The sequence below is a fragment of the Paenibacillus sp. YAE3 genome, assembly GCF_057546105.1.
Window position 1 is genome coordinate 37,598 of the sequence record NZ_BAAIYF010000002.1, and the last position, 22,693, is coordinate 60,290.

The 22,693-nt window shown below is 52.4% G+C and carries 18 protein-coding genes; 3 read left to right on the forward strand and 15 right to left on the reverse strand.

Translation table 11 applies throughout. From position 1 onward, the window contains the following. Positions 1 to 9: 9 nt before the first annotated feature. Positions 10 to 489, reverse strand: a complete 480-nt coding sequence (locus AC27KL_RS03070; protein WP_487168801.1) for a ribonuclease — start codon at positions 487 to 489, stop codon at positions 10 to 12. 226 nt (positions 490 to 715) lie between these two features. Between AC27KL_RS03070 and AC27KL_RS03075 the strand changes: the two genes are divergently transcribed. After that, complete coding sequence (locus tag AC27KL_RS03075; RefSeq protein WP_487168802.1) at positions 716 to 1,684, forward strand: phosphotransferase family protein; 969 nt, start codon at positions 716 to 718, stop codon at positions 1,682 to 1,684. Between the two features lie 68 nt (positions 1,685 to 1,752). On the opposite strand, the gene AC27KL_RS03080 is transcribed toward AC27KL_RS03075, so the two are convergent. Both AC27KL_RS03080 and AC27KL_RS03085 read right to left on the reverse strand, forming a co-directional pair. Continuing rightward, complete coding sequence (locus AC27KL_RS03080; RefSeq protein ID WP_487168803.1) at positions 1,753 to 4,968, reverse strand: discoidin domain-containing protein; 3,216 nt, start codon at positions 4,966 to 4,968, stop codon at positions 1,753 to 1,755. A 73-nt stretch (positions 4,969 to 5,041) separates the two neighbouring features. Beyond that, a complete protein-coding gene (locus tag AC27KL_RS03085; RefSeq protein WP_487168804.1) occupies positions 5,042 to 6,124 on the reverse strand; it encodes a peptidylprolyl isomerase in 1,083 nt (360 codons plus the stop codon). Positions 6,125 to 6,409: 285 nt separating this feature from the next. Between AC27KL_RS03085 and AC27KL_RS03090 the strand changes: the two genes are divergently transcribed. Beyond that, positions 6,410 to 7,738, forward strand: coding sequence for an NCS2 family permease (locus AC27KL_RS03090; protein WP_487168805.1), 1,329 nt, complete (start codon positions 6,410 to 6,412; stop codon positions 7,736 to 7,738). Between the two features lie 97 nt (positions 7,739 to 7,835). On the opposite strand, the gene AC27KL_RS03095 is transcribed toward AC27KL_RS03090, so the two are convergent. The 9 genes from AC27KL_RS03095 to AC27KL_RS03135 form a co-directional block, all read right to left on the reverse strand. After that, positions 7,836 to 9,206 (reverse strand): ABC transporter substrate-binding protein, encoded by a 1,371-nt coding sequence (locus AC27KL_RS03095; protein ID WP_487168806.1) that lies wholly within the window; start codon positions 9,204 to 9,206, stop codon positions 7,836 to 7,838. A gap of 135 nt (positions 9,207 to 9,341) precedes the next feature. After that, positions 9,342 to 10,178: a carbohydrate ABC transporter permease gene (locus AC27KL_RS03100; protein ID WP_487168807.1), complete on the reverse strand. Its 837-nt coding sequence runs from the start codon at positions 10,176 to 10,178 to the stop codon at positions 9,342 to 9,344. A gap of 18 nt (positions 10,179 to 10,196) precedes the next feature. Further along, positions 10,197 to 11,129: a carbohydrate ABC transporter permease gene (locus AC27KL_RS03105; RefSeq protein WP_487168808.1), complete on the reverse strand. Its 933-nt coding sequence runs from the start codon at positions 11,127 to 11,129 to the stop codon at positions 10,197 to 10,199. A gap of 192 nt (positions 11,130 to 11,321) precedes the next feature. After that, on the reverse strand, positions 11,322 to 12,917 hold the full coding sequence (locus AC27KL_RS03110) for a response regulator transcription factor (RefSeq protein ID WP_487168809.1): 1,596 nt from the start codon (positions 12,915 to 12,917) through the stop codon (positions 11,322 to 11,324). Further along, positions 12,917 to 14,641, reverse strand: a complete 1,725-nt coding sequence (locus tag AC27KL_RS03115) for a sensor histidine kinase (RefSeq protein ID WP_487168810.1) — start codon at positions 14,639 to 14,641, stop codon at positions 12,917 to 12,919. Before AC27KL_RS03115 ends, AC27KL_RS03110 begins: the two co-directional genes overlap by 1 nt. Positions 14,642 to 14,738: 97 nt before the next feature. Next, the gene (locus tag AC27KL_RS03120) at positions 14,739 to 15,866 is read right to left on the reverse strand and encodes a glycoside hydrolase family 88 protein (protein ID WP_487168811.1); all 1,128 of its coding nucleotides are present in this window, start codon (positions 15,864 to 15,866) and stop codon (positions 14,739 to 14,741) included. A gap of 272 nt (positions 15,867 to 16,138) precedes the next feature. Then, entirely contained in the window at positions 16,139 to 16,474 is a 336-nt protein-coding gene (locus AC27KL_RS03125; RefSeq protein WP_487168812.1) for a TFIIB-type zinc ribbon-containing protein, read from the reverse strand. 154 nt (positions 16,475 to 16,628) lie between these two features. After that, on the reverse strand, positions 16,629 to 17,435 hold the full coding sequence (locus tag AC27KL_RS03130; RefSeq protein WP_487168813.1) for an NAD-dependent epimerase/dehydratase family protein: 807 nt from the start codon (positions 17,433 to 17,435) through the stop codon (positions 16,629 to 16,631). A 23-nt stretch (positions 17,436 to 17,458) separates the two neighbouring features. Next, positions 17,459 to 17,746, reverse strand: coding sequence for a GNAT family N-acetyltransferase (locus AC27KL_RS03135; RefSeq protein WP_487168814.1), 288 nt, complete (start codon positions 17,744 to 17,746; stop codon positions 17,459 to 17,461). A gap of 215 nt (positions 17,747 to 17,961) precedes the next feature. Here AC27KL_RS03135 and AC27KL_RS03140 point away from each other — a divergent pair, with 215 nt between their 5' ends. Continuing rightward, positions 17,962 to 19,371, forward strand: a complete 1,410-nt coding sequence (locus AC27KL_RS03140; protein ID WP_487168815.1) for an amino acid permease — start codon at positions 17,962 to 17,964, stop codon at positions 19,369 to 19,371. Positions 19,372 to 19,528: 157 nt separating this feature from the next. Here the strand turns inward: AC27KL_RS03140 and AC27KL_RS03145 are convergent, their stop codons facing one another. The 3 genes from AC27KL_RS03145 to AC27KL_RS03155 form a co-directional block, all read right to left on the reverse strand. Further along, positions 19,529 to 20,104, reverse strand: coding sequence for a YdhK family protein (locus tag AC27KL_RS03145; RefSeq protein WP_487168816.1), 576 nt, complete (start codon positions 20,102 to 20,104; stop codon positions 19,529 to 19,531). Between the two features lie 175 nt (positions 20,105 to 20,279). Further along, the gene (locus AC27KL_RS03150) at positions 20,280 to 21,137 is read right to left on the reverse strand and encodes an NmrA family NAD(P)-binding protein (protein WP_487168817.1); all 858 of its coding nucleotides are present in this window, start codon (positions 21,135 to 21,137) and stop codon (positions 20,280 to 20,282) included. Beyond that, positions 21,127 to 22,605 carry an MFS transporter gene (locus AC27KL_RS03155; protein ID WP_487168818.1) on the reverse strand — a complete coding sequence of 493 codons (1,479 nt, stop codon included), beginning with the start codon at positions 22,603 to 22,605 and terminating at the stop codon, positions 21,127 to 21,129. Before AC27KL_RS03155 ends, AC27KL_RS03150 begins: the two co-directional genes overlap by 11 nt. Positions 22,606 to 22,693: the final 88 nt, after the last annotated feature.

Sequence of the window (22,693 nt, forward strand, 5' to 3'; positions counted from 1 at the left end):
CTCCAATGTTTACTTGATTTGCTCAAACGTCTTGTAATGGTCTTCCGTCTTGTAAATTAAACCGTCGTTGGAAAAAAGGATGCGGTCTTTTCCCCGGTGTCCGGATGTATAGTTGATATCCGCTTCATACCAGACCCGCCCTTTTTTATCGGGCAATTTTTTCTCGCGGTTCCGGAAAATATCGCCGCCGATGCTTTTTCCCGGCGCAACCTTATGCAGATTTCCCTTTTGGGCGTCCCAGCCCAGCTTTTTCGCTTCGTTTTTCGTAATAAAGTTGTCGGGCAGTTTATGATGCTCCTTGATGTAATCCGCAACGCCTTCAAACGTGGTTAAACGATCCGACTGCTCCTGACGGTCTTGCCGTTGCGCCTGCTGGTGGCTCGATGGGTGGCCCGGCTGCTGGGTCTGCTGTATTTCGGCTACTCCGCAACCGGTCAAAAGCAGCAAGCAACTGAACAACACAAATAATATGGATTTTAGTGCTTTCAATGTTTCATCCTCGTTTCTTTATGTAATGGTCTAATGATGTCCGGCGTCCCATCATCGGAGCGCAAACAAAAAGCCTAAGGAATGAAATCCGAAGGCTTTGAACGGCTGTTTTTATCGACACCTTATTCAACATCATACCAATCCGGAAAGAAAAAGTCTATATTTTCGGCCGGATTTTATCTATGCTTGGAGGGCCGGCAAAACTTGTGTACGGGAGTGTTGTTCGATGAATGGAACGGATCATCTTGATCCAGCGGATTTGCAGGAGTATATTCGGGATGTTTTGGGTACCGGCTATTCCGTTGCCGAGGTGTCGAGAATGCACGGAGGCGCGCAAAAAGTCGTCTACAAGATCGGCTGCAGCAATGGATTTTCCTGCGTGTTGTACGTATGGGATCTGTCGATGAATTATTTTCAAGAAGAAACAGTGCATCAAAATTCGGGCCAGCGATCCTTCGGCAGCGATCTTTTTGAACATAACAATAAGTATTTGACGCAAAAAGGCATTCGTACGCCTTCTCTTTACGACGTAAATAAAGCACGGAACCGTTACCCTTTTGATTATGCCTTGGTGGAATACGTGGAAGGACAAAAAGCGGAGGACTATTTCCATCATTCCGATTCGAAAGTCCAACATCAATTGTTCCAACGGTTGGGGGAAATGCTTGCGACCATGCATGCCGACAAAAGGGAAACCTTCGGAAATCTGACGGAGCCTAATTTCAGCGCGGGAACCGCTCAGCAGTTTCAAATGGAAAACGCCAAAACGCAGCTGGATTACGTTTCCCGCCACATGGAACGCATTGCAGCGAACCATGGGAAACTGCTTGATACCATGAACGAGCTTGAATCGAGGATCTCGCCGCGGACGGAGTACGGTTTTATTCATGGAGAGCTGGGACCCGATCATGTTCTAGTAGATAACAAACTGGAACCCTATCTGATTGATATTGAAGGGGCGATGTTTTTTGACATTGAACATGAGCATAGTTTTATGTCGTTCAGGTTCGGCGAGTTCTACCGTTATCTGAAACATGGTTCGCTCGATGAAGACCGGATGCGTTTCTACCGCTTCCTTCATCATATTTCGCTGACCTCGGGCGGTTTGAAGCTGCTTCGCCGGGGGTTTCCGGATCAGCGATTCGCCAAAGAGTTGGCCGATTACCATTGCGGATGCGCATTAGCTTTCCTTTAAATGAGGAGCGCCCGTTTCCGCGGAAACAGGCGCTTCGCTTCATCTTCTCTTGTTAAAATGGCTAATGGCTATGGGTTAAGCAGCCGCCCCGCGTCCCGCAGCAAAAACTCCGCGGCTTCGGCAGAGATGTGCTTCCCTTTTTGGGCCTCCACTTCTTGAATAAAGCTGCTTGCATTCCGTTTTTGCAATTTTTTCAGCAGGCTGTTTGCGATCCCTTGGTTGTCGATCCAGCCGCGATTCGCGAAATGCCTGACCAGCTCCCCGAGCGTTTCATAACTGGTCAGCACCTGAAAATGGACGGATTTTTCCGCCCCGTTCCCCGCCAAATCCGCGGCTTGAACGGTCAATACATGATCTCCAGGCTCCAACAAGTACAGAGGTACGCCGTCTAATGTCTCTAATTTGTTACCGTCCAGCAGCACTTCGGTTTTCGCCTCGTCGACTCCGGTCAGACGGTCCGAAATGTCCAATTGCGGTTGAAGCATGCCAGTGTTATATACGGAAGTCGTTACCGAACGGATCGTAATTTCCGGTGCCGTCCAATCGACAGTGATGCGGCTGGAAGCTTCAAAATGGCCGTCATCCGTTTGGGCGGTGATTACCGCTGTTCCTTCTCCTGCGACCGTCACCGTTCCCTGATCGTCCACCGTGGCCACCCGGGCATCGCTTGTGCTCCAAGCGATCTTTGGATTGGTCGCGTTTTCCGGCGTAACGGTTGCCTTCAGTTCCACACGGCGATCGGAAGACTGATTAAGCACAAGCTGGGGCTGATCGAGCGAAATTCCCGTGACGGGAATATGTTCAGGAATGTGCTCTACGATCAGCTCATTGAGCGCAATGTTACCCCACACCCGGTTGCCATCGCTCACCTTCAACCGAAGTTTATAGGCGTTTACCGTCGGAAAAGCAACGCTTTGGCGTTCTTTCGTGCTGTCGTTCAGCTTCCACTCGACGGAAGCATCGGATAACGCCGTTTGCCAGCGGCTGCCGTCATAATATTCAACGTCAAAATCGGTAATGCCTTGGCCAATGCCGAAAAAAGTGACCAACGTGACTTTATTGACGGGTACCGGTCGATCTCCGTAATCCAGGGTGATGTAACCCGGAAAGCTGATATTGGTGGCGCTTCCCCACGCCGAGTTCAAATTGCCGTCAAGGATGTTCGTAATTTCGCCGGCCCCTGTCGGAAAACTCGTCGTGACCATGTCTTTGTATAAATCAGGATTGTTGTATAATTCAAGTTCGTTCAGCGAAAGATGTCCCGATTGCCGATTCCCGTCATGGACCTTCAATCTCAGTTTAGAGAAACGGGTCAGTGGGAACTCCACGGATTTGATCTCGTTATAGCCGGTCGTCGACTCCCACGTCAGGTGAATACCCGTTCGAATCGGAACCCAGGAAGAGCCGTTATGATATTCCAGATCGAAATCCGTGATCCCGGATTCTTTCCCCATTCTCGTATTTAACTTCAACTGGTTGGCGGAAACGGGTTCATTGCCGAAATCCAGCGTAATATCATTCGGGAACGCAGGCGAATCATCGGTTTTCCAAGCCGTGTCGTAATATTTGTCGTTAATGCTGCCGATCGGCTCGGAAGGGGAAGAATGAAACGACGTGCTGGCGACGGCCAGCGGTGCCAAATCATCCACAGGCGTGCTGACCGGACGGATCCGTACGATATCGATCGGGTCCGGCATGGAGCCGGCCGGAGGCACGCTGCCTTCATATTCGTGCGCGCCGATGTCGGGAGCCCCGTTGTACAGCGGATTGCCGAAATAGTCCCGCCCTCCGTTGTCGTTTATCCGTATGCCCGCCCCAATCAACGGGGAGTCGGCTTGCAGCTTGTATCCGCCGACGGTATTCATGCCGATCGAACCGCTTCCGGGGTCGACGAATTTCGGATCGGCGGTCACCTTATGCGCATCGGCCTGCACTAACGTATTCCCTCCGTAATACGCGTTGTAATCGAAGGTCTGGCCCCGCAAATCCCAGCCCCGGTCCCCCGCGCTGTAATACACGTTGTTATAATTTTTAATGTTGCGCGGCGTGCCCGAAGCTTTCGTGAAATAATCGCTCATGACCGGGTTGCCGGACGCTTTGCCTACATAAACCGTATTGTTGTAATTATAGACGTTATCGATCGAGCCGCTGTAACGGAAGATGCTTTTCCGGTCATTTTGGCTGATGTTGTATCGCACGATCGTGTTGACGGTGTAATAGGTATCGTTGACAAAAAGCATGAACCCGCCGGCGTTGTCGTGGCTGTAATTGTATTGGACCAACGAACCGATGTTGCCCGCATCCACGTCGAAGCCGTGGCCGTCCTCGGCGCCGTTGACGCTTGCGAACGATTCGTTGAATTGCACGAGATTGTTGTCCGCATAAGCCCACCAAATCGAAGCATTCGTTGCCAAGTACGTGGCCTGTCCTACCGTATTCCGCTCAACAATCGCGCCGTCGGTTACGTTCCATGCGATCCCGCCGGTTGCAGCCCGGAGCACGGTGTTGTTGGAAATTTTGACGTTCGTGGAAGGCGTCCACGGTCCGTAAGGTTTCGGCACCCAAGGCCATAAATCGCCCATGCCGTAGCGCAAAATGCAGTTGGAGCCGATGTATATGCCATAGGCGTCCACATCGGTCAGCGTGTTGCCGTCAATCAAAATATCATTAAAAGCACTTGGAGTGTTCGATCCGACCGAGTCGACGATAATTCCTCCGGAACGGGTCGTATAAGAACCGTCCACATCGTGGATATTCAAATTTTTGATATAAATATGATTCAATATGCCTGCTTCCTCATTCAAAATATAGACGCCTCTCCGCTGGCCCCGCGGATTCTGCCAATCCCTGTCGAAGGGCAGCGGCGAGCTGTTCGTCACCTCGAGGTTGTTGATTTCCCAATACTGCTGATTTTTCAACAAGACGGCTTCCAGTTCGGACGTCACCCCGGCGATTAACGGCTTGCTGCCGGTGCCGTACATGTCGATGACGATCGGGTTCCCATGTTCCCCGGAGCCTTTAGGCCATAATCTGCCATTCCAGCTTCCCCCGGCTTTAAACAAAATTTTGTCGCCCGGGGCGAAGGTCGTTGCGTTCACTTTATCCAGCGACCTCCAGGCTGAACTTTCGCTTGTGCCGCTATTTCCGTCATTACCTCCTGCACTATCCACGTAATAAGTCGTTCCGGCAGCCTTCGCCTCAGGCGGCAAAGCGATCACCAACGAACAAAACATGGTGAAAATCAGAATCATGCCGATTGCTTTTTTAAATCTCCGTCGGCTCAATGAGCAACATTCCTTTCCGTTTTTGATTTGAGGATTTTGCAAAAATCCTCGTTTATGTAATGCCTGATCGGCTTTACATTCGAAACGTCTTGTACAGTCGTTCATTGACGACAACCTGCGCATCCGCGATCCGTTGACGAACGTAACCGGCATAGCGGTCATCGATATAGTCTTTGGACACCTGATCCTTTACGGCTTCAAAAGACAAATACCGGGAGCCAGCCTTCACGTCCTCCAATCTTTGGATCAGGTAAAAACGGCCGTTTTCTTCAATGATTCCGCTGATTTCTCCGGCCTGCAGCATCGAAGCGGCCTGAGCGACCGGACTTTCGGCGTTATGCCTGAAGCTGTCCAAGGGATAGGACTGCTCCGCAACTTGTCCATCTGGACCGATTTCCTTTGCCGCTTGCTCGAATGCCATGCCGTTTGAGATGTTCGCCGCCGCTGCCTCGATTTTTCGTTTCGCCTGGGCCTTCCGGCGTTCATCGGCATGCAGGTCCGCTTCAAGAAAAGATATCGATATTTGCTTCACCTTTACGGCTTCGGGCGCTTGGTACAGCTCGTTTTTTTTCGTTTCGTAAAACCGTTTCAGCTGCGGTTCGTCCGGTTTCCAGTCATGTTCGGCCAAATGCTTTTTGACCGACAATACCGCATTCACCATCGCATATTCGAAATAAGCATCCTCGGTATATTGGGCAGGCCCGAACACCACCTCATGATTTTCGATGGCCTTTGCTCTTCTTTCATTTTCGCCCTCTAAATTTTGCAAAAAAACGTCGTAACGGATATCCGTCAGCACTCCCTGTTCTTTGGCGATCAGCTGCTGGACTTTCAAATTCACGCTCTCCTCCAGCGCTGTCTTCTTCAAACGCTCAAGCGGCGTTTCTCCACCATAGGTCTCGGTCCAAAAGGAGGCCGACTGCCCGGCGCCGTATTTTTCGTGAAAATAGTCGATGACGCGGGCTTTGTTCGCTTGTACGGCTCTTTGAAACTCGCTTAAGAGGATCGGTTCGCCGTTTACGGTTGCCATCGGATCGTCGGATCGGTTGGTTTTGGAGAAAACGGGCCTTTCAACGAAGATGAACGCAATGGCGGCAATGACGGTCATTCCGGCGATAAGCCACACGCTGGATCTGCTTAATTTTCGTGTCGTCATGGCCATAAGCACCTCCCTCGTCCTTGAATTTTGGCAATGAAAACTTTGATCTGCATCATAGGGCAAGAAAATATCCAAATCATGTTATAAATGCTTCGCAAATCCATTATAGATTTCATTAGAAAACGCTTACAATTTAAAGTTCTTTACTTTTGTTTCATATTTTTTACCTTATTGCTGACATAAATGTGATACAATCATGCACATGGCGGTTTTGCGCCGCCATATCTTTCAATACCATTGAAAGGGTTGGGTGAGGGGCTACAATGGAAAGCAGGTATTCGGTTGGTCCACCAGGAAAACCATGGACCGTCGCATACGAAGGAGAACGGTTCACCTAGTCCGGCTTCCCGCCTTGCCCCGAGCGCTTGGCGGCGGGAGCTGTTAGCGGGAGTCGTATCTTTTTTTGCGATCGTCTACATTATTATTGTGAATTCATCGATATTGGCGGATGCCGGCATCCCTCAGGAAGCCGGGATTATCGCCACGGTTCTGGCGTCGGCGGTCGGGTGCTTCGTCATGGGCATTTGGGGAAAAGCTCCCTTGATCATCGCGCCCGGGATGGGAATTAACGCCATGTTTACCTACACGCTCGTTCAAGGGATGGGGTTGACGTGGCAGCAGGCGCTGGCGGTCGGCATGATGTCCGGTCTCTGCTTTTTGGCCATCAGCATGACCTCTTTCGTCGAAAAGCTGCGGTCGGCCATTCCCGCCTCGCTTCAGGAAGCCATCTCGGTCGGCATCGGCCTCATGCTGGTCCTGATCGGATTGCATAAAGGCGGCGTGATCGCTTCGGATCCGTCCTCGGTGATTGCCATGCGATCGTTCGCCGATCCGGGCGTGCTTGTAACGCTTGCGACGTTGGCGTTGACGTGCATCCTCTACATGCGCAACGTGCCCGGCAATTTGCTGCTGGCCATCATCGGAGGAACGGTGCTGGCTTATCTGCTCGGAGCCGCGCCTTCGAAGGCGGCGGATGTTGGAGGGTCCTCCTGGTCTACCTATGGAGACGTGTTCGGGCAGCTGTCGGTGAAAGGCGCCTCAATAACGACGTTGATCGTCGCCGTATTTTCGCTGACGCTTGTCATCGTGTTCGAGAACGTCGGACTCATTAACGCCCAGTTGAACATGAGCGGAAAACAGGAGCGCTTTAAGCGCGCCATCCAGGCGACTTCGTTCACCGTCCTTTTGAGCGGCCTCTTCGGCACAAGCCCGACGGTCTCTACCGTGGAGGCTGCCGCCGGCATTTCCGCCGGAGGAAAAACCGGCTGGACTCCGATCGTTACGGGGACGCTGTTTTTGCTCTCGCTGATCGCGATGCCGGTCATCATGCTCGTCCCGGATCAGGCGGTTGCGCCGATCCTCGTTTTTATCGGGGGGTTGATGATGCCGGCGGTCCGCAATATTTCCTTTAAACGGCTGGAAGAAGGGTTTCCCGCGTTTTTTATCATCGCGTTTATCCCGCTGATGCACAGCATCGTGGACGGGATCGCGATCGGTTTCATCAGCTATGCCCTGTTCCATATCGCGGTCGGCAAATGGCGCGAAGTGAAGCCCCTCTTTTATGTCGTGTCGCTTCTCTTCGTGATCTATTTCGTGATGCAGGCGATTTGATCCGCACAAACGAAAAAAAGCCCGCTTCGTACGCTTTGGCGTGCGGGCGGGCTTTTTCGCTGCTTGCTGCTTTTGGCTTGAGTTAGTCGAAAACCAATTACTTTGTTTCTTTTTCGTTAATGATTTTGGTCGCTTCCTCCACCATCCACTTTTGAACCTCGTCAATCGGTTCGTTGCTCAGCATGAATTTGCTGAACCCGTCATCGATGACTTTGGTCAGATCGGAAGAGCTTGTCGTCACGATCGGCGAAGCGTCCAAATATTTGATGTCCGGACCAAACAGCGTGTTTTTCAACGAATCCACGTCGTACATGTCCTTGTTTTTGCCGACCAGACGGTCAAGCACTTTGTTTTGGTCGGATTTTTTCCAGCCGGAGAACTCCATTCTAGATTCCGAGTCCGTCGTCGTCATGAAGCGCATCAGCTTGTAGGCTTCTTCTTTATGTTTGGATGTTGCCCCCATCGCCAGCTGGCCGCCGCCCACGAAATATTTGCCGCCCTCGTAGTTTTTAGGCAAAGCATTCTGCGGCGGAAGCGGTACCGGCGCAAACGCGGTTTTGAAATCATGCGGATACTGTTCCACGTTCCCCGGATCCGGGATCATGAAGCTTCCCGAAAGCAGCATCGCGGCATCGCCGCTGAAAAATTCGCTTCGGTAGTTCAGCTTGGCGGCAAGCGTATCGGCGTAAGGCTTCGCGGATTTGTCGGTGTTCTCCATGTCCTTGCGAAGCTGGAAGAAGTACTTGTACGTCGGGTCCGAAAGGATGGTGGTGCCGTCATCGTAGCGGAACGGGTCTTTCATGACCGTCTGGGCAGGTGCGTTCATGTACAGCTCCCACGTATGGAAATACGTGCCGTAACGTTTGTCGACGCCTTCGCCTTTGGTCAGCTTTTTCGCGTAATCGCGGAAATCGTCCCATGTCCAGCCATAGGTCGGCACGGGCAGCCCCGCTTCGTCCAACGCATTTTTGTTGAGCAGCACGAACTGATAACCCGCGGTCATCTGCATGCCGTAATAGTTGTCGCTTACCTTCGGATTGACGTAATATTCGTCTTCCGGCTTTAATCCTTCTTTGTCGTAAAATTCATTCAACGGAGCAAGCGCCCCCCGGGCCGCCCGTTCGATCACGGCGCCTGAGCTTGGCAGGTTGACGACATCGACGGCTTCGCCGGACGATATGAGGAAATCGAGTTTTTTCAGCATTTCCACCGAGTTGCCGGGAACCAGCACGACATGCTCTACTTTGATGTTCGGATTTTGCGCTTCGAATTCTTTGAGCATCGCGTCCGTCGCGGCTTCCTGATCGGCATTGTCCCAGTTGTAGTACTTTATCGTGACTTGTCCATCGGACGATTTCCCGCTGCCGCCGGCCGAACCGGAATTGCCGCCGCATCCGCTCAGCGCGGTAAACGCTGCCAACAACAGGCAAAGTGAAGCCACAAAATTCCGTTTGCTTTTCCTTCTCATTTTTCTGCCCCCTAAATATGGAAGTTCCTCATCCTTGCAACCCCAGTATAATCACTGGCCGTCGTTCGCAAGTGCATAATTTTGAGGTATAACGATCACTTTTTTGACTTTTTGAAACCGCATACGCGATCAACGTCAGCCCTTGACCCCGCCCAAGGCGATCCCGTTGATGACCTGTTTTTGCAAAATGATGAATACGATCAAAAGCGGCACGATCGCGGAAAGCGAGGCCATCATCATGATGGCGTCGTTGGTCGTATAATCGTCCCGGAACAAGGTCATGCCGAGCGGGATGGTATACAGGTCCTTCGTCTGCAAAAAGATGAGCGGGTTCTGATAGTCGTTCCACGACCAGATGAATTTGATGATGGCCACGGTCGCCAGCACCGGCCGGCAGAGCGGGACGATGATCGACGCGAAGGTTCGGAAATGGCCTGCCCCATCGATTTTCGCCGCTTCGATGTATTCATCGCTGATCCCCATCATAAACTGGCGCAGCAGGAACGTAAAATAAATCGAAAACATGCTCATGAAAATCAGCGCAACATGCGTATCATAGAGCCCCATCCAGCGGATGAGCATGAACCGCGGAATCAGCGTGGCTTGGTCCGGGATGATCATGAAGGCGAGCAGCGCCGTAAACACCAGGTTTTTCCCGCGAAATTTAAGCTTCGTGAACGAATAAGCCGCCATGGTCGACACGAGCAAGGTGATGAACGTAACGATGACGGCAACCTTGATCGAGTTGAAATAAATGTGCAGGAAGGGGACTTTCCCCATCCAAACCGCTTTGAAATTGTACACCACATTTATCGATTTAGGAATCCACTCAATGGGAAAACGCATGACGTCCTTTTCGAATTTAAACGCCGACGAGACCATCCACACGAACGGAATCAGGAAAAATACGGATAAAGCCCCCATCAGCACCGTCGTAATGAGCTTTGAAATATTTCTGCGAATAAACGGCATGGTCGTCCTCTCCTCCTTCTACTCTTCTTTTCTCAATTTCCAGGTTGCCGCCGTAATGACCGCAATGATGGCGAACAGCAGCCAGGAAATCGCGGAAGCATAACCCATGTTGTAGTTCACGAACCCTTCCTCGTAGATCCGGAACACGATGACCGTCGAGGAATTGTCCGGCCCTCCTTCCGTCAGGTAGGAAATGATATCGAACACTTTAAAGGAGCCGATCAGCATCGTGATGAGCAGGAAAAAGGTTGTCGGACGAAGCAGCGGAACCGTAATTTTAAAAAATTTCGTCAGGGCCGTAGCGCCATCGATTTCCGCGGCTTCATACAGTTCGCTCGATATGTTCGTAAGTCCGGCCAGATAAATGATGATCGTATACCCGAGTCCGGCCCAGGAGCTGATGATGGCGATCGAAATGAGCGACGTTTTGGGATCCACGAGCCATTTCGGCGGGTTGGAGATGCCCAGGTCCATCAGGAACTGGTTCACCGGCCCCAAGGAAGGATGGAACAATGCGCTCCATACCGCCGCAACGGCAATGATGGACGAGATATACGGTATAAAAAACACGACCTTAAAATAGTCCTTCCAGAACACCTTGTTATGGATCAAAACGGCGAGCACGAGCGCGATCGCGATCGGAACCGGAACCGTCAGGACGGTATAAATCAAATTGTTTTTCAGCGCCTTCAGGATCGTCGGATCCTGAAACATGTGAATGTAATTTTCGAGCCCCGCGAATTTGATCCCCGAAATCCCGGACAAAAGGTTCCAGGAAGTAAAGCTTAAATACAGGGAAAATCCAAGCGCAAAAACATTGAGCAGCAGCATCCCGACGATTTCGGGAGCAAGGAACAACCAGCCGACGAGGGCCTCCTTCCGCTTGGGCGTCCAAAATTTGCGGGCTTTCTGAGGTTTCTCGGCCTTCAGAGTTGGTTTGGCAGCTTCCACTTGTATCACCTCAACATGATTAGTTGGCCTCAAGGCCGCGTGTACGATTTGCAAAATCCAGAGATTTGAACTTGCTTATATCTTAAAAAAAATCCATCCTGCTCGAAGGATGGATTCTGACCTGGTATGGGTAATATTTTGACTTTTTCCGCACGGAGCCGATGTTGGCCAGCCGCCGTGGCTGCAAGCGCTTCATCTTGCGGTTTTGCTTACGGCATGCTTCGCTTTGTATTCGCTGGGCGTCATCCCGATGTATTTCTTGAACACTTTGGAAAAATAGGTGCGGTCGGAATATCCCAGCCCCATGGCGAGCGATTCCAAGGTCTGCGCGGAGCTTTTCATCATTTTGGCCGCGATGCCCATTTTGTATTGGTGGACGTAATCCGTAAAATTGACGCCGGTGAGCCGCTTGAAATAGCGGGAAAAATAACTGGAATTCAAATATAAATACCGGGCGATGTCGATCGAAGTGATATTGTCGGCTAGGTGCTGGTCGATAAATTGCTGAATCACCTGCAGCTTCGGCTCTTGGATGGCCCGGGCCGCTCCCTTCTGCTGATGCTGCGCGATATGCGCAAGCTGCCTTTCCGCAAGCTCCATGCAATCGTCCAAGGTTCTCGCCGCACGGAGGTAAACGTATCTTGTCTCATCCGTTTTTTTCCCCGCAAAGATGACGTCCATGCGGCGCAGCAGCATCGTAATTTCCTGAATGAACTCGGCCGGTTCAAAACGCTTCTCTTTAGCCATATGCCCGATGGAAGCGGCCAACTCGCGAATGGCAGAGAGATCGTTTCGCAACACCGCACGCTCAAGCTCCGCTTTCATACCGTCCAACGTCCCTTGCGGCAAAGGCAAAAACATGTTTTGAACGAGAAGCTGCATGTCGGCAGCCGTAAAATCCCCATTCTCGTAAAACTCGTATTTGTGCCGAATCATCTGATGATAGCAGGAACCCAGGGCCGCAAGCTCCATTTTGTCCGTCACGGCCGAGATGTTTAACCGCAATTTCAAAAATTGCTCCGTTCGGGACCGCAGCTCCCGCAAATAATCCCGAAAATGGGAGTAGGCGTTGCCGGCCAAATTCAACCTGTAATTATATAAAATGATTAAATGATCCTGCTCCATGAACGGCGTGATCCCTTCGTACGAGGAAGCGAGCTCGACGGCGATATTGTATACGGCGTAAGCGATCAACGGGACGTTGCCTTGCACGTACAGCCGTTCAAATGTCGCATAATGCAAATGCGCGATCCCCATCATGAACCAAGGATATTGCCATGAAATCCCGAGCCCGGCCGCGTACTCGCGCGTCGTTTCGGGATGCGCTCCGTCCAGCACCCGTTGGATGAGACCCTGCTTGAACAAATCGCTGTTATAATTGGAGCTTCTCTGAACCAAAGGAGTTCCTTTGGAGCGGAGGAGCCGGATCGATTTTTGCAAACTTTGCTCCAGCTGCGCCGCGGTCAACTGATCCTTGAGCAGGTAATCGTCGGCGTTCAGCTTGATTGCCTGCTGGGCATAATGAAAATCTTCATGGCAGGTCAAGAAAATGACACGGGTGTCGGGTTTCATGCCGCGGAAGGCCTCGGCGAGCTCAATCCCGTTTTTTTGCGGGAGTCCGATGTCGGTTACGACAATGTCCGGCCAAGTCTCCTGGAACATATGCAGCGCTTTGGCGCTCGAATAGGTCGAACCGACGATATGGAGCTGGAGCGCATCCCAATCGATCATTTGCTTCAGCACCTTCAGCATCGGAACGTCATCGTCGATCAACATGACTTTTAACATCAGATAACATACCTCCCTGGAAGAGTATTGCAGGTATCCCGATCCGGAATTCGCAGCACGGCGGTGATCCCCCGCCGCTTGTTCGGAACCAGCGCGATTCCCGCCTCCGAACCGAAGGATAACCGGAGCCGCTGGGCCACGTTGATCAGCCCCACCCTGTCATAAGGGGTATCCGGGCCGGAATCGGGGATTTGCAGCCGATCATTCACCATTAAGAGCCGTTCTTCTTCGATGCCGTCGCCGTTATCCTCGATTTCGATCGTGACGAATCCCTGTTTTCGTTGGGCGCGGATCCGAATGCAGGCATCCGGATGATCCATCAGTCCGTGCACGATCGCATTTTCGATCAAAGGCTGCAGCATCAGCTTGGGCATGGCCCAAGACGCTAAACCGGGTTCCAACTCGATCGTAAGCTGCACCGGGATGTCGTTCCGGATTTTCATGATATCGACGTAATGGCGCATCAATTCGCATTCTTCCTGCAGCGTTGCCGGTTCGTTAAATTTCATGTACGCGCGGAGCAGGCTCATCAAGGAATCGATAATGCCGCTGTGCAGATGATCCTGCTGCAGGATCAGGCTGCACTTGACCGAATTGAGCGTATTGATCAGAAAATGCGGGCGAATCTGCATGAACAGCGCCTCCAGCTCCATGACCCGCTTTTGCTCCTGCTCTTGTTCGATATCGTGAATCAGTCCCTGAAGCTGATCGAGCATCGTATTCAGCGTGCGGCTCAGCTCGGCGATGTCGTCCCTTCCCTTCACTTCCAGCCTGGCGTCCAAATTTCCCATGCCGAACTGCCGGACGACGCGCTGCAGCTTTTGGATCGGCCTGTGCAGCCTTTTGGCGATAAACATCGACGAAATCGAAAAAATGACGAAAAACAAAACGACGCCCCCGATCCCCGCGTAAAAGGTCCGCGAAATTTTCCCGGTAAACGCCTCTTTGCTGGCCTCATAAACCAAGGTCCAATCCGCTTTGTCGAGCGTCACTTCCGAGCGCAGGTTGGACGGAGGGGCTGCCGGATCGGGCGCGGAAAGCTCCGCGCTTCCGGCAATGCGGTTCTGTTTTGCATCAAACAAGGCCACCTTGCCGAACTCGACCGGCTTGAGAAGCTTTTCGAAATACGATTGGGAAATCCCGATCAGAAGAACCGATAAATACTGCTTCTCGTGTTTGTCGTGGATGACCCTGGCGATGTAATAGGTTCCGGCTTTGCCCGGGTTGTCCCTCACCATGCCGAGCCACTGCAACGTTTCCGGCTGGTTGAAATCGATTTTGCCGTACAGTTCGTCCAAGTGCTTGTTGACGCTTGTCATATCGTCTTCGCTCGAAGGAATGATAAAGCGCTTACGGTTTACCAGATACATCCGGGTGTTGTTGTTCAAAGGCTTGGACGTGATCAGGGAAAAGACGCCTTTAATCTCGGTGAAGTTGGTGTAATCGTCGTAAGAACGAAGACGGTCCGTATCGGCGAAGTTTTTCAGGTATTTTTTGAAGCTTGTATCGTTCACCATGAAATGGGAGGCAAACGATGCGTCGTCTATGGTTTTGCCGATTTCGTCGGTCATGACCTTCAAAAAATTGTCGTTCGTCAATTGCAGCTTCTCTACCATCGTTTCTTTGATAAGCGCAAAGGAAATCACCGAAACGGTGATGATCGGCACGATAATGAACAACAGGAATGACAGCTGGATTCTGCGGTAATAGTTCAGCTTGAACATGGGTGACTTTCGCCTCTTTCATGCTTCTAAGATGATCATGCTACCCGTATCGTATCTCGTCTCGGACAAGTTGTCATTCCTTTTTGCCGAATCCCGGTCATTTGCGTTCATGCCAATATCCCGAGATTCCCTTCTCCAATCGCATGAGCGCCTCCAGGTAATAATAATCGCCCCAAATCATGTAATCGTCGGGAGAGATGCCTCCGTTGACGTGATACGATCCGTGCTTCAGCAGCCCCTCCGCGTCTTCTTCGCCGATGGTGGCATAGCGCTCGACCAGGCTTGTCATCGATTTGAGAAGCATGTCCTGAAAATAGCTCCGGTACGGGTCCTGTGCATCCAGATGGGAGATCAGCTCCAGCAGGCCTGCGGCCGCGATGGCGGACGCCGAGCTGTCCCGGTAGGTGTCGGCTTTTACAGGTGCGTTAAAATCCCAATAAGCGACATGATCCTCAGGCAGATGTTCCAGGAAATAACGGGCAAGGCGTTTTGAAGTTTCCAGGAACCGCGGGTTTTGGGTATACCGGTAAGATAACGCGAATCCGTAGATGCCCCAGGCCTGACCTCGGGTCCAGGTAGAACCGTTCGAATACCCTTGATGCGTCGCCCCTCCAATGGGTTCCCCCGTCTCCGGGTTAAAAAAGAATGTATGATACGAACTGTCATCGCCCCTGACAAGATACCGCCTGGATTTCTCCGCCTGCGCGGCCGCAGCGTCCCGATAAACCGGGTCGCCCGTTTGTTCGCTTGCCCAATACAATAGCGGAAGGTTCAGCAAACAGTCGATGATGATCCGTCCCGCTTCCTTGGCGTCGTCCTTCCTGCCCCATGCCTGGATGTAACCGCCGGGTTCCCGCCACCGCTTCATCAACACATCCGCCGCTTGCAGGGTTAACCGCCGGGCGGATTCGTCCTTCAAGATGATCCACTGGGCTTTGGCGGATAACGAATACAAAAAACCGATATCATGATGATCCAGCACCACATGGTCCTCCAGACGTTTGCGAAAGCTCGCGACCGTCGCTTCGGCGGCCTGGCGGAACCGCTCGTCTCCGGAATATTCGTAACACAGCCACAGCATCCCCGACCAAAATCCGTCGGTCCAGTCGTCGTTATCATTAAGCTCGTACGTTCCGTTTCGGCTTACATGAGGGAATTTCGGTCCGAACCGGTCGATATTTTTTAACGTTTTGGCCACGGCATCCTCTATCGCTTGGGTCCACATATGATACATCCCCTATCCTGATTGGTTTACGATTTTAGAACCATCATATCGGATTCAAGGGCTCGCCAGGCGTGTGAATTTGTTCAGTGATGTGCACAATTTTGACTTTTTGTCCAAGGAAACGAACGCGTTTCGAAAGCACAGCGCTGGCGAATTCGGACTGTCAATCGTTGGCCGGATCCAACGAAAAAAGCCCGGCATTTATCCTAAGATAAGCCAGGCTTTCATTTTCGTATATCGCATATGCATGTCTTGGCGTCCCACGGTTAGAATCAGTCGAACAAGTCCCCGAACACGTCCAGGACGCTTTTTTTCTTTTTCTTGTAAGGGTACGAGGAATGGCCGTGCTTGTCATATCCGGAGTCGTGCTGCTTCGGCGGCGGATAATGCTGTCCGCTTGGCTGGTGTCCCCTGGGAGCGCGATGCTCATCGGAATCCCCGTAATACCATTCGTTATATTTCGGACGCTCTTCCCGGACGTTCGCCATCAGCTTGTCCAGTTCCCCCCGATCCAACCACACCCCTTTGCAGTTCGGGCAAATGTCGATCAGGATACCGTCCTTCTCCACTTCCTTCATGCGAGAACCTTCGCAAATCGGGCAATTCATATTGAATTCCTCCTTGGGATCCATTTACAAATTTCACGGCTTAACGCATATTACGGATCAATGCAGGAATGGTTTCAAAACTCCATGATTTTCAGCGGCCAAGCTTCGCTTGGTCTTCGGCTAAAAACATCATCGTCGCTTCACCACGGCGGCTTCACTGCGGCTCCCGTTCTCTCCGCCCCGCCTTCCGGACCCCCGGACCGCCTTGAAACTCGCCGAGATCATGCCGGATGTCTTCTCCTCCGTATTTTTGGCTCGCCAACACTTCTGCCGCATCATCCCTTGGCCGATAGCCGATCAGCTCGCTCAGATACCCGATGTCGTAGTAATTGTCTGCATTGGCCGATGTCCCATATAAGGTGAGATACGTCAATGAAGGGTCGGCCTCAATGCAGCACATCGCCAGGTGCACCATATCGCGGCGAGAAATCCAGATATGCGCGGCCCGTTCAGAATGCGGACGGTCGTCGCCCGGAAAGTTGCCGATCCGGATGTTGAAGGAAGAGATCCCGTATTGATCCGAATATAACCGGCCCAGCAGCTCAATATAGCTTTTGCTTAGTCCATAAAAACTGTCGGGGCGGTGGTCCTTGGGGGTCGCTTGTTCGCCTACCCGGTAAAAACCCGTCGCGTGGTTCGAACTGGCGAAGATCACCCGGGAGACGCCCCCTTTGCGGGCGCCTTCGTATACATGATAGGCTCCGGTCACGATAACGGGGAGCACCTTGCCGAGGAAATCGTCCTCATCCTTCGCCCAGCCGAAATGGAGCACCGTATCCACGCCCTGCAGCGCCGTTTCGACGGCTTGCGCGTCCGTGACGTCCAGCTTTTCGATGCCGCGGTCCGGATCGGGAGCGATGTCGGTAGCGATGACGTCGTACCGGCCGGCGGCCCGCAAGCCTTCGGCCAAACAGCTCCCGATCCGCCCGGCGGCTCCGGTGATCAAAATTTTTTTGTTCATTGACGAATGTCCTCCATCATGACCTATTCTTCTTCGCCCTGCTGCCACACATCCTGGTAATCCTTATGCCGTTTAAATTGGACCAATGCGAACGAACATGCGGGAACGATCTTCTTGCCTTCCTTGCGTGCCAGATCCACGACGGCCTTCACCAGCTGATCGCCGACTCTCTGGCCCCTTAGCTCTTCCGAAACGAACGTATGGTCAATCATGATCGTATGTTCATCCACCGGCTGGAAAGTGATTTCCGCGACCTCCCGTCCATCCTCCGCCATGACGAATCCTCCGCCGATCTCACGAATTTCTCTCATTGGCACACACCCCATCTCGCTTTTTTCTGTCTCTTCTATTCTTCCCCGTCGCGAAGTCTGCCGAAACGTTTAACAAAAATATCAAACCGAAAAAAAGCTCTCTCCTGAAATTTACTCTGGTGCTTTACCAGAAGAAAGTGTATGATTAATACCTGTCAGTGTTTTTTATTCATTTAACTTGCGACTTCATCATTCGACTAAAGGAGTTTGTCATCATGACCAGACACAAATTGGGCTTCTGGATCCTGACCGCGCTTGTCGTCGGCAACATGGTCGGTTCCGGAATTTTCATGCTTCCCCGCTCCCTGTCGGCAGCGGCAAGCCCTGCGGGCGTCATTCTGGCCTGGATTGCTACCGGGCTGGGCGTGCTTACGCTCGCGCTTGTCTTCGGAAGCCTTGCCGTCCGCAAACCTGAACTCAGCGGCGGTCCGCAAATTTATGCGAAGGAACTTTTCCGCGAAGGCTCGCCAGGCTCGCTTATTGCCGGGTTTATGTCCACTTGGGGATATTGGGTCGGCAATATTGCGGGTTTTGTGGCGGTGATCACGACGTTCGCCAGCTACCTTTCCGCCTTTTTCCCGGTGCTTACGAGCGGCAAGGTTTGGGTGGATTTCGGAGGTTTTACGTTAAAAGCAGGTAATATCCTGACGTTCCTCGTCTGCTCTTTGCTGCTGTGGGGGACGCATGCCATCTGCCTCAAAGGAATGAAAGGCGCAGGACGCCTCAATTTCATCGCGACGGCAACCAAGGTCATCGGCTTTGTCCTGTTCATCGTGATTGCGTTATTCGCGTTCCAGCAAAGCAACATCGGGCCGTTTCTGGCTCCGCGCACCAACGACGGCGGCGAGACGCTTGGCCTGCTTTCCCAGGTGAATGCGGCTGCGGTCGCGACGCTGTGGGCTTTCATCGGCGTCGAATCCGCGATGGTCTTTGCCGCCCGCGCCCGCCGGAAGCAAGATATCCGCCGCGCGACCATCGCGGGGCTGCTGATTTCGATCGTGCTGTATGTCGGCATCAGCATGCTGACGATGGGCCTCTTGACGCAGGAGCAGCTGATGGCTTCCCAGAATCCGTTAGTCGACGGCATTTCCGCCGTGACGGGCCCGATCGGGGGCAAGCTTTTGGCGGGTCTTGGGCTGATCAGTTTGCTCGGCTCCACGATCGGCTGGGTGCTGCTCAGCGCCGAGGTGCCTTTTCAAGCGGCCAAGCTGGGCGTGTTCCTCCCGTCGTTTTCCAAGGAAAACGACAAAGGCATGCCTAAGGTTTCCCTCTGGGTCTCCAACGCGCTCGGCCAGATTTTGCTGCTGTCCACGGTTTCCGGCTCCATTTCGGCCGCATTCGATTTTATCATTTATATCGCTACGCTCGCTTATTTGGTGCCTTACCTGATCGCTTCGCTTTATCACCTGAAGCTGATCTGGATCGGCGAAACCTACACGGTGCGGAAGGAGCGCGTAAGCGAGGGAATCATTGCCGGATTGGCGGCGATCTATTCGCTGTGGGTGATCATCGCGGGGACGGCGGATCTCAAGACGTTCCTGCTCGGAGTTGCGCTGATCGTCAGCGGCATCCTGTTTTACCCGCTGCTGCGGCGGCATCGGAAAACCGGAAACAAAACCACATAAAGCCATAAAAAGTCGTGTGTCCAAATGCAAATCAGGCGTCCATCTTTCGATGGGCGCCTTGTTTTACGCAAGTGGAAGATGGAGAAACGGGCATCGTCATCGGCAGCCCCTCCGGGGAAATAGGACGAAAGAGGCTGATTGGTCCGGGTACGGGGAGTTATCTTTTATATAATCTTTCGGAAAGCTCCCTTTCCACGACCCATTTATGGTTTGTTACCGGGGCTCCCCCGTTTGTCGGGATGTAATCCACCATATATACCGTCGTCCGGTCGGCCGTTTCGATCGTGGCCTGAGCCCCCGTCATGCCTTCCATATGACCGGCTTCCAATATTACGTTCTGTCCCGGCTCCAAGGGTTGATTGCCCGCATCCTTGATTTCTTCCTGAATGACCCACTTATGGTTGCGCACCGGGTTGCCTCCGTCCGTCGGCGTGTACGTAACGGAATAGGCTACGGTATCATAAGCGCCGACCACTTTTCCCGTGGCCCCGTCCATGCCAGCCATATGTTTCGCGTGGATGACCACGGTATCTCCCACATGGTATGTCGGATGTTCGGCTTCTTTTAACCCTTTCGGTACTTCTCCCGAATCGGAGTGATGATGCATGCTCATCATGCCCATTTCCGCATTTTCCTTTTCCGCGGCGGTTTCCGCATGGCCGTTGGCACCACGGTCGCAACCGCTTGTCATGAGCACGGCTGCAAGGCACAGAGAGACGATTCTTTTGTTCATCGATGTCACACACCTTTGCGTTTTTTTGGTCTTGCCCGGGAACCCCCTATGCCTTAACATTTTTACCCAAAATCGCCGAGATATGAGATGCCGATGAAGATATATTATTTTTTCAGGCTAATGCCGTCCTGCCCAAAAAGGCAAAAAACCGCGGTATCCGCGGTTTTTTGTTGTATTACGGTTTCCAAACGGAAGCATGCTCGCCGGCGAACTGTTCCAGCGACTTTGGAGGGCGCCCGGTGATGCGCTCGACCGTATCGGTTGCCAAATCCTCCTTGCCATGGAGCTTGATGTCTTCATCCATTCCGGCAAGAAACCGGGCATAATCTTCAGCCATGCCAAAAGACGTCAACCGGTTCGCCAGCTCCCCCGTGCTTACATGTATATGACGGACCGTCCGGCCGGCCGACGCGCCGATGATTTCACCTGCTTCCGCGTAGGTCAGGGAATGCGGACCTGTGATGATATGATCAGTGTTGTGGGGCTGATGATCGATCAAAGCCCTCACCCCCACTTCTGCAATATCGTCGGCGTCCACGAACCCGACTCTGCCCGACCCGGTGGCGGAGATCATGCTCCCTTCACGGATGATTTGGGCTCCATGATGGCCTTCGGTGAAATTTTGCATGAAATAGGACGGCCGCAGCACCGCCCATTCCGGAACGCGCTGGCGTATGGCCTGATGTATATTGCCAAAAACCGGGCCGCCTTCGGGGATCGAAGCGCTGCCGAGAAAAACGACCCTGCGTACGCCTTCCCTTAAAGCTTTTTCCAAAAAAGGAAGCACGATTGGCGAAGGATCCATCATCCCAACCGGACTGACCAAATACAGCTTATCGACGTTTTTTAAAGCGGGTGCATGCGTTGATTCGTCGAACCAGTCAAATGTCACTTGCTCTCCTGCCCCGAGTGTAGCCGATTGCCCCCGGCTCGCGGTTCGAACGCCGTATCCTAACTCGATAAGCCGTTTCGTAATGCGGCTTCCCGTTTTGCCGCTCGCGCCTGTTATTAAAATTTTGCTGTCATTGTTCATGTCTGTTTCCCCTTTTCAGATTGATTGGTCTAAAATATGAATGCGAAGCCACTTCTTTTTTCTCCATCTTGGATGGCTGCTTTTTCCGTTTGAGGGTGATAAAAGTAACGGCTACGCCCAGCAGCGTCGTGACGGAGGCCGCGAAAAAAGATATATGAATGGCATGATTCAAATCGCTTGATTCCAAGGCTTCCAACTTCAGGCCCGATCCGAGGTTGGCGGAGATGATCGCCATGATGGCGGCCAAACCTACCGCACTGCCTATTTGCTGGCCGGTCGAAATGATGGCCGACGCGACTCCTTGCTCCTTGGGATCGATGCCCGTGCTTCCCGCAATGAACATGGTCGTAAATACGAGCGCTTGGCCCAGCCCGACGATGACGGTACCCGGAATGATCCCCCAGGCGGAGCCATTCTCGGATAACTGCGTGAGCACCAAAAAACCGCTGCCTCCCAGAATCATCCCGATGGCGACCGTACCGGCCACGCCTGCTATGGACAGTATTTTATTAATGAGCCTTCCGCCCAAAAAAGCGCTGATCGTCAGCGGCAGGAAGCTGAGCCCCGATTGAATGGCCGAGTAGTGCAGTACCTCCTGCGTATACAGGGTTAGAAAATAATACAGCGAACCAAAGGAGGCCGAAAATAGGACAGCAATGAGCGCCGCTCCGGTTAAATTGCGGTTGCGGAACAGCCTGAACGGGATTAACGGTTCTTCCGTGCGCTGTTCGATCACGACAAACAAAACGAGCAATAACGCGCTGAGCAGTCCAAACGGCAAGGGTCCGAGGCTTAGCCATCCTTCGACCGGGGATTGGATCAAATAATATACGATAAGGATCATCCCCGCCGTCACCGATATCGTTCCCAAGGCGTCATAACGCTTCGGTCCCGAAGCCGCTTTGTTTTCCGCCAGCACGAACGGGGCAAGAATAAGCGTGATCAGGGCGATCGGCACATTCACGAAAAATGTGAACTCCCAGCCTAAATAACTGGTCAAAACTCCGCCAAGAAGCAATCCAAGCGACAATCCGACGCCCCCCATCGACGCCCAAATGCCCATCGCCCGGTTGCGTTCGGCGCCTTCGTCAAAATTGGACATGATCAGCGACAACGTGGAAGGCGACAGCAGCGCCCCGCCCAGGCCTTGCAATCCTCTCGCCGCGATCAGCAACACTTGCGAATCGGCCAATCCGCCAAGAAGCGAACCGGCGCCGAACAGAGCGATGGCGATGATAAACATGCGCCGCCTTCCCATCAGGTCGGATAATCTTCCTCCAATCAGCAAAAATCCGCCGAAAACGAGCGAGTATGCGCTAACCACCCACTGCAAATGATTGGCCGAAAACCCCAAATCCGCTCCAATCGAAGGCATGGCGACAAAAACGATGGTATAATCCAGCGCCAATATCAATTGGGAAACGGCAAGAAGAATGAGCGCCAAGCCTTTATGCCTGCTTTTGTTCATGGATATTTCTCCTTTTCGCAATTTACATACCAAACGGTCTAATTTGAACAAAGATATTTTAGACCATTCAATCTAGAATGATCAAAAT

Coding starts and splice junctions, on each gene's coding strand:
- AC27KL_RS03075 (WP_487168802.1), top strand. CDS start 716: ATGAATGGAACGGATCATCTTGATCCAGCGGATTTGCAGGAGTATATT.
- AC27KL_RS03085 (WP_487168804.1), bottom strand. CDS start 6,124: ATGACGACACGAAAATTAAGCAGATCCAGCGTGTGGCTTATCGCCGGA.
- AC27KL_RS03095 (WP_487168806.1), bottom strand. CDS start 9,206: ATGAGAAGGAAAAGCAAACGGAATTTTGTGGCTTCACTTTGCCTGTTG.
- AC27KL_RS03100 (WP_487168807.1), bottom strand. CDS start 10,178: ATGCCGTTTATTCGCAGAAATATTTCAAAGCTCATTACGACGGTGCTG.
- AC27KL_RS03110 (WP_487168809.1), bottom strand. CDS start 12,917: ATGTTAAAAGTCATGTTGATCGACGATGACGTTCCGATGCTGAAGGTG.
- AC27KL_RS03115 (WP_487168810.1), bottom strand. CDS start 14,641: ATGTTCAAGCTGAACTATTACCGCAGAATCCAGCTGTCATTCCTGTTG.
- AC27KL_RS03120 (WP_487168811.1), bottom strand. CDS start 15,866: ATGTGGACCCAAGCGATAGAGGATGCCGTGGCCAAAACGTTAAAAAAT.
- AC27KL_RS03125 (WP_487168812.1), bottom strand. CDS start 16,474: ATGAATTGCCCGATTTGCGAAGGTTCTCGCATGAAGGAAGTGGAGAAG.
- AC27KL_RS03130 (WP_487168813.1), bottom strand. CDS start 17,435: ATGAACAAAAAAATTTTGATCACCGGAGCCGCCGGGCGGATCGGGAGC.
- AC27KL_RS03135 (WP_487168814.1), bottom strand. CDS start 17,746: ATGAGAGAAATTCGTGAGATCGGCGGAGGATTCGTCATGGCGGAGGAT.
- AC27KL_RS03140 (WP_487168815.1), top strand. CDS start 17,962: ATGACCAGACACAAATTGGGCTTCTGGATCCTGACCGCGCTTGTCGTC.
- AC27KL_RS03145 (WP_487168816.1), bottom strand. CDS start 20,104: ATGAACAAAAGAATCGTCTCTCTGTGCCTTGCAGCCGTGCTCATGACA.
- AC27KL_RS03150 (WP_487168817.1), bottom strand. CDS start 21,137: ATGAACAATGACAGCAAAATTTTAATAACAGGCGCGAGCGGCAAAACG.
- AC27KL_RS03155 (WP_487168818.1), bottom strand. CDS start 22,605: ATGAACAAAAGCAGGCATAAAGGCTTGGCGCTCATTCTTCTTGCCGTT.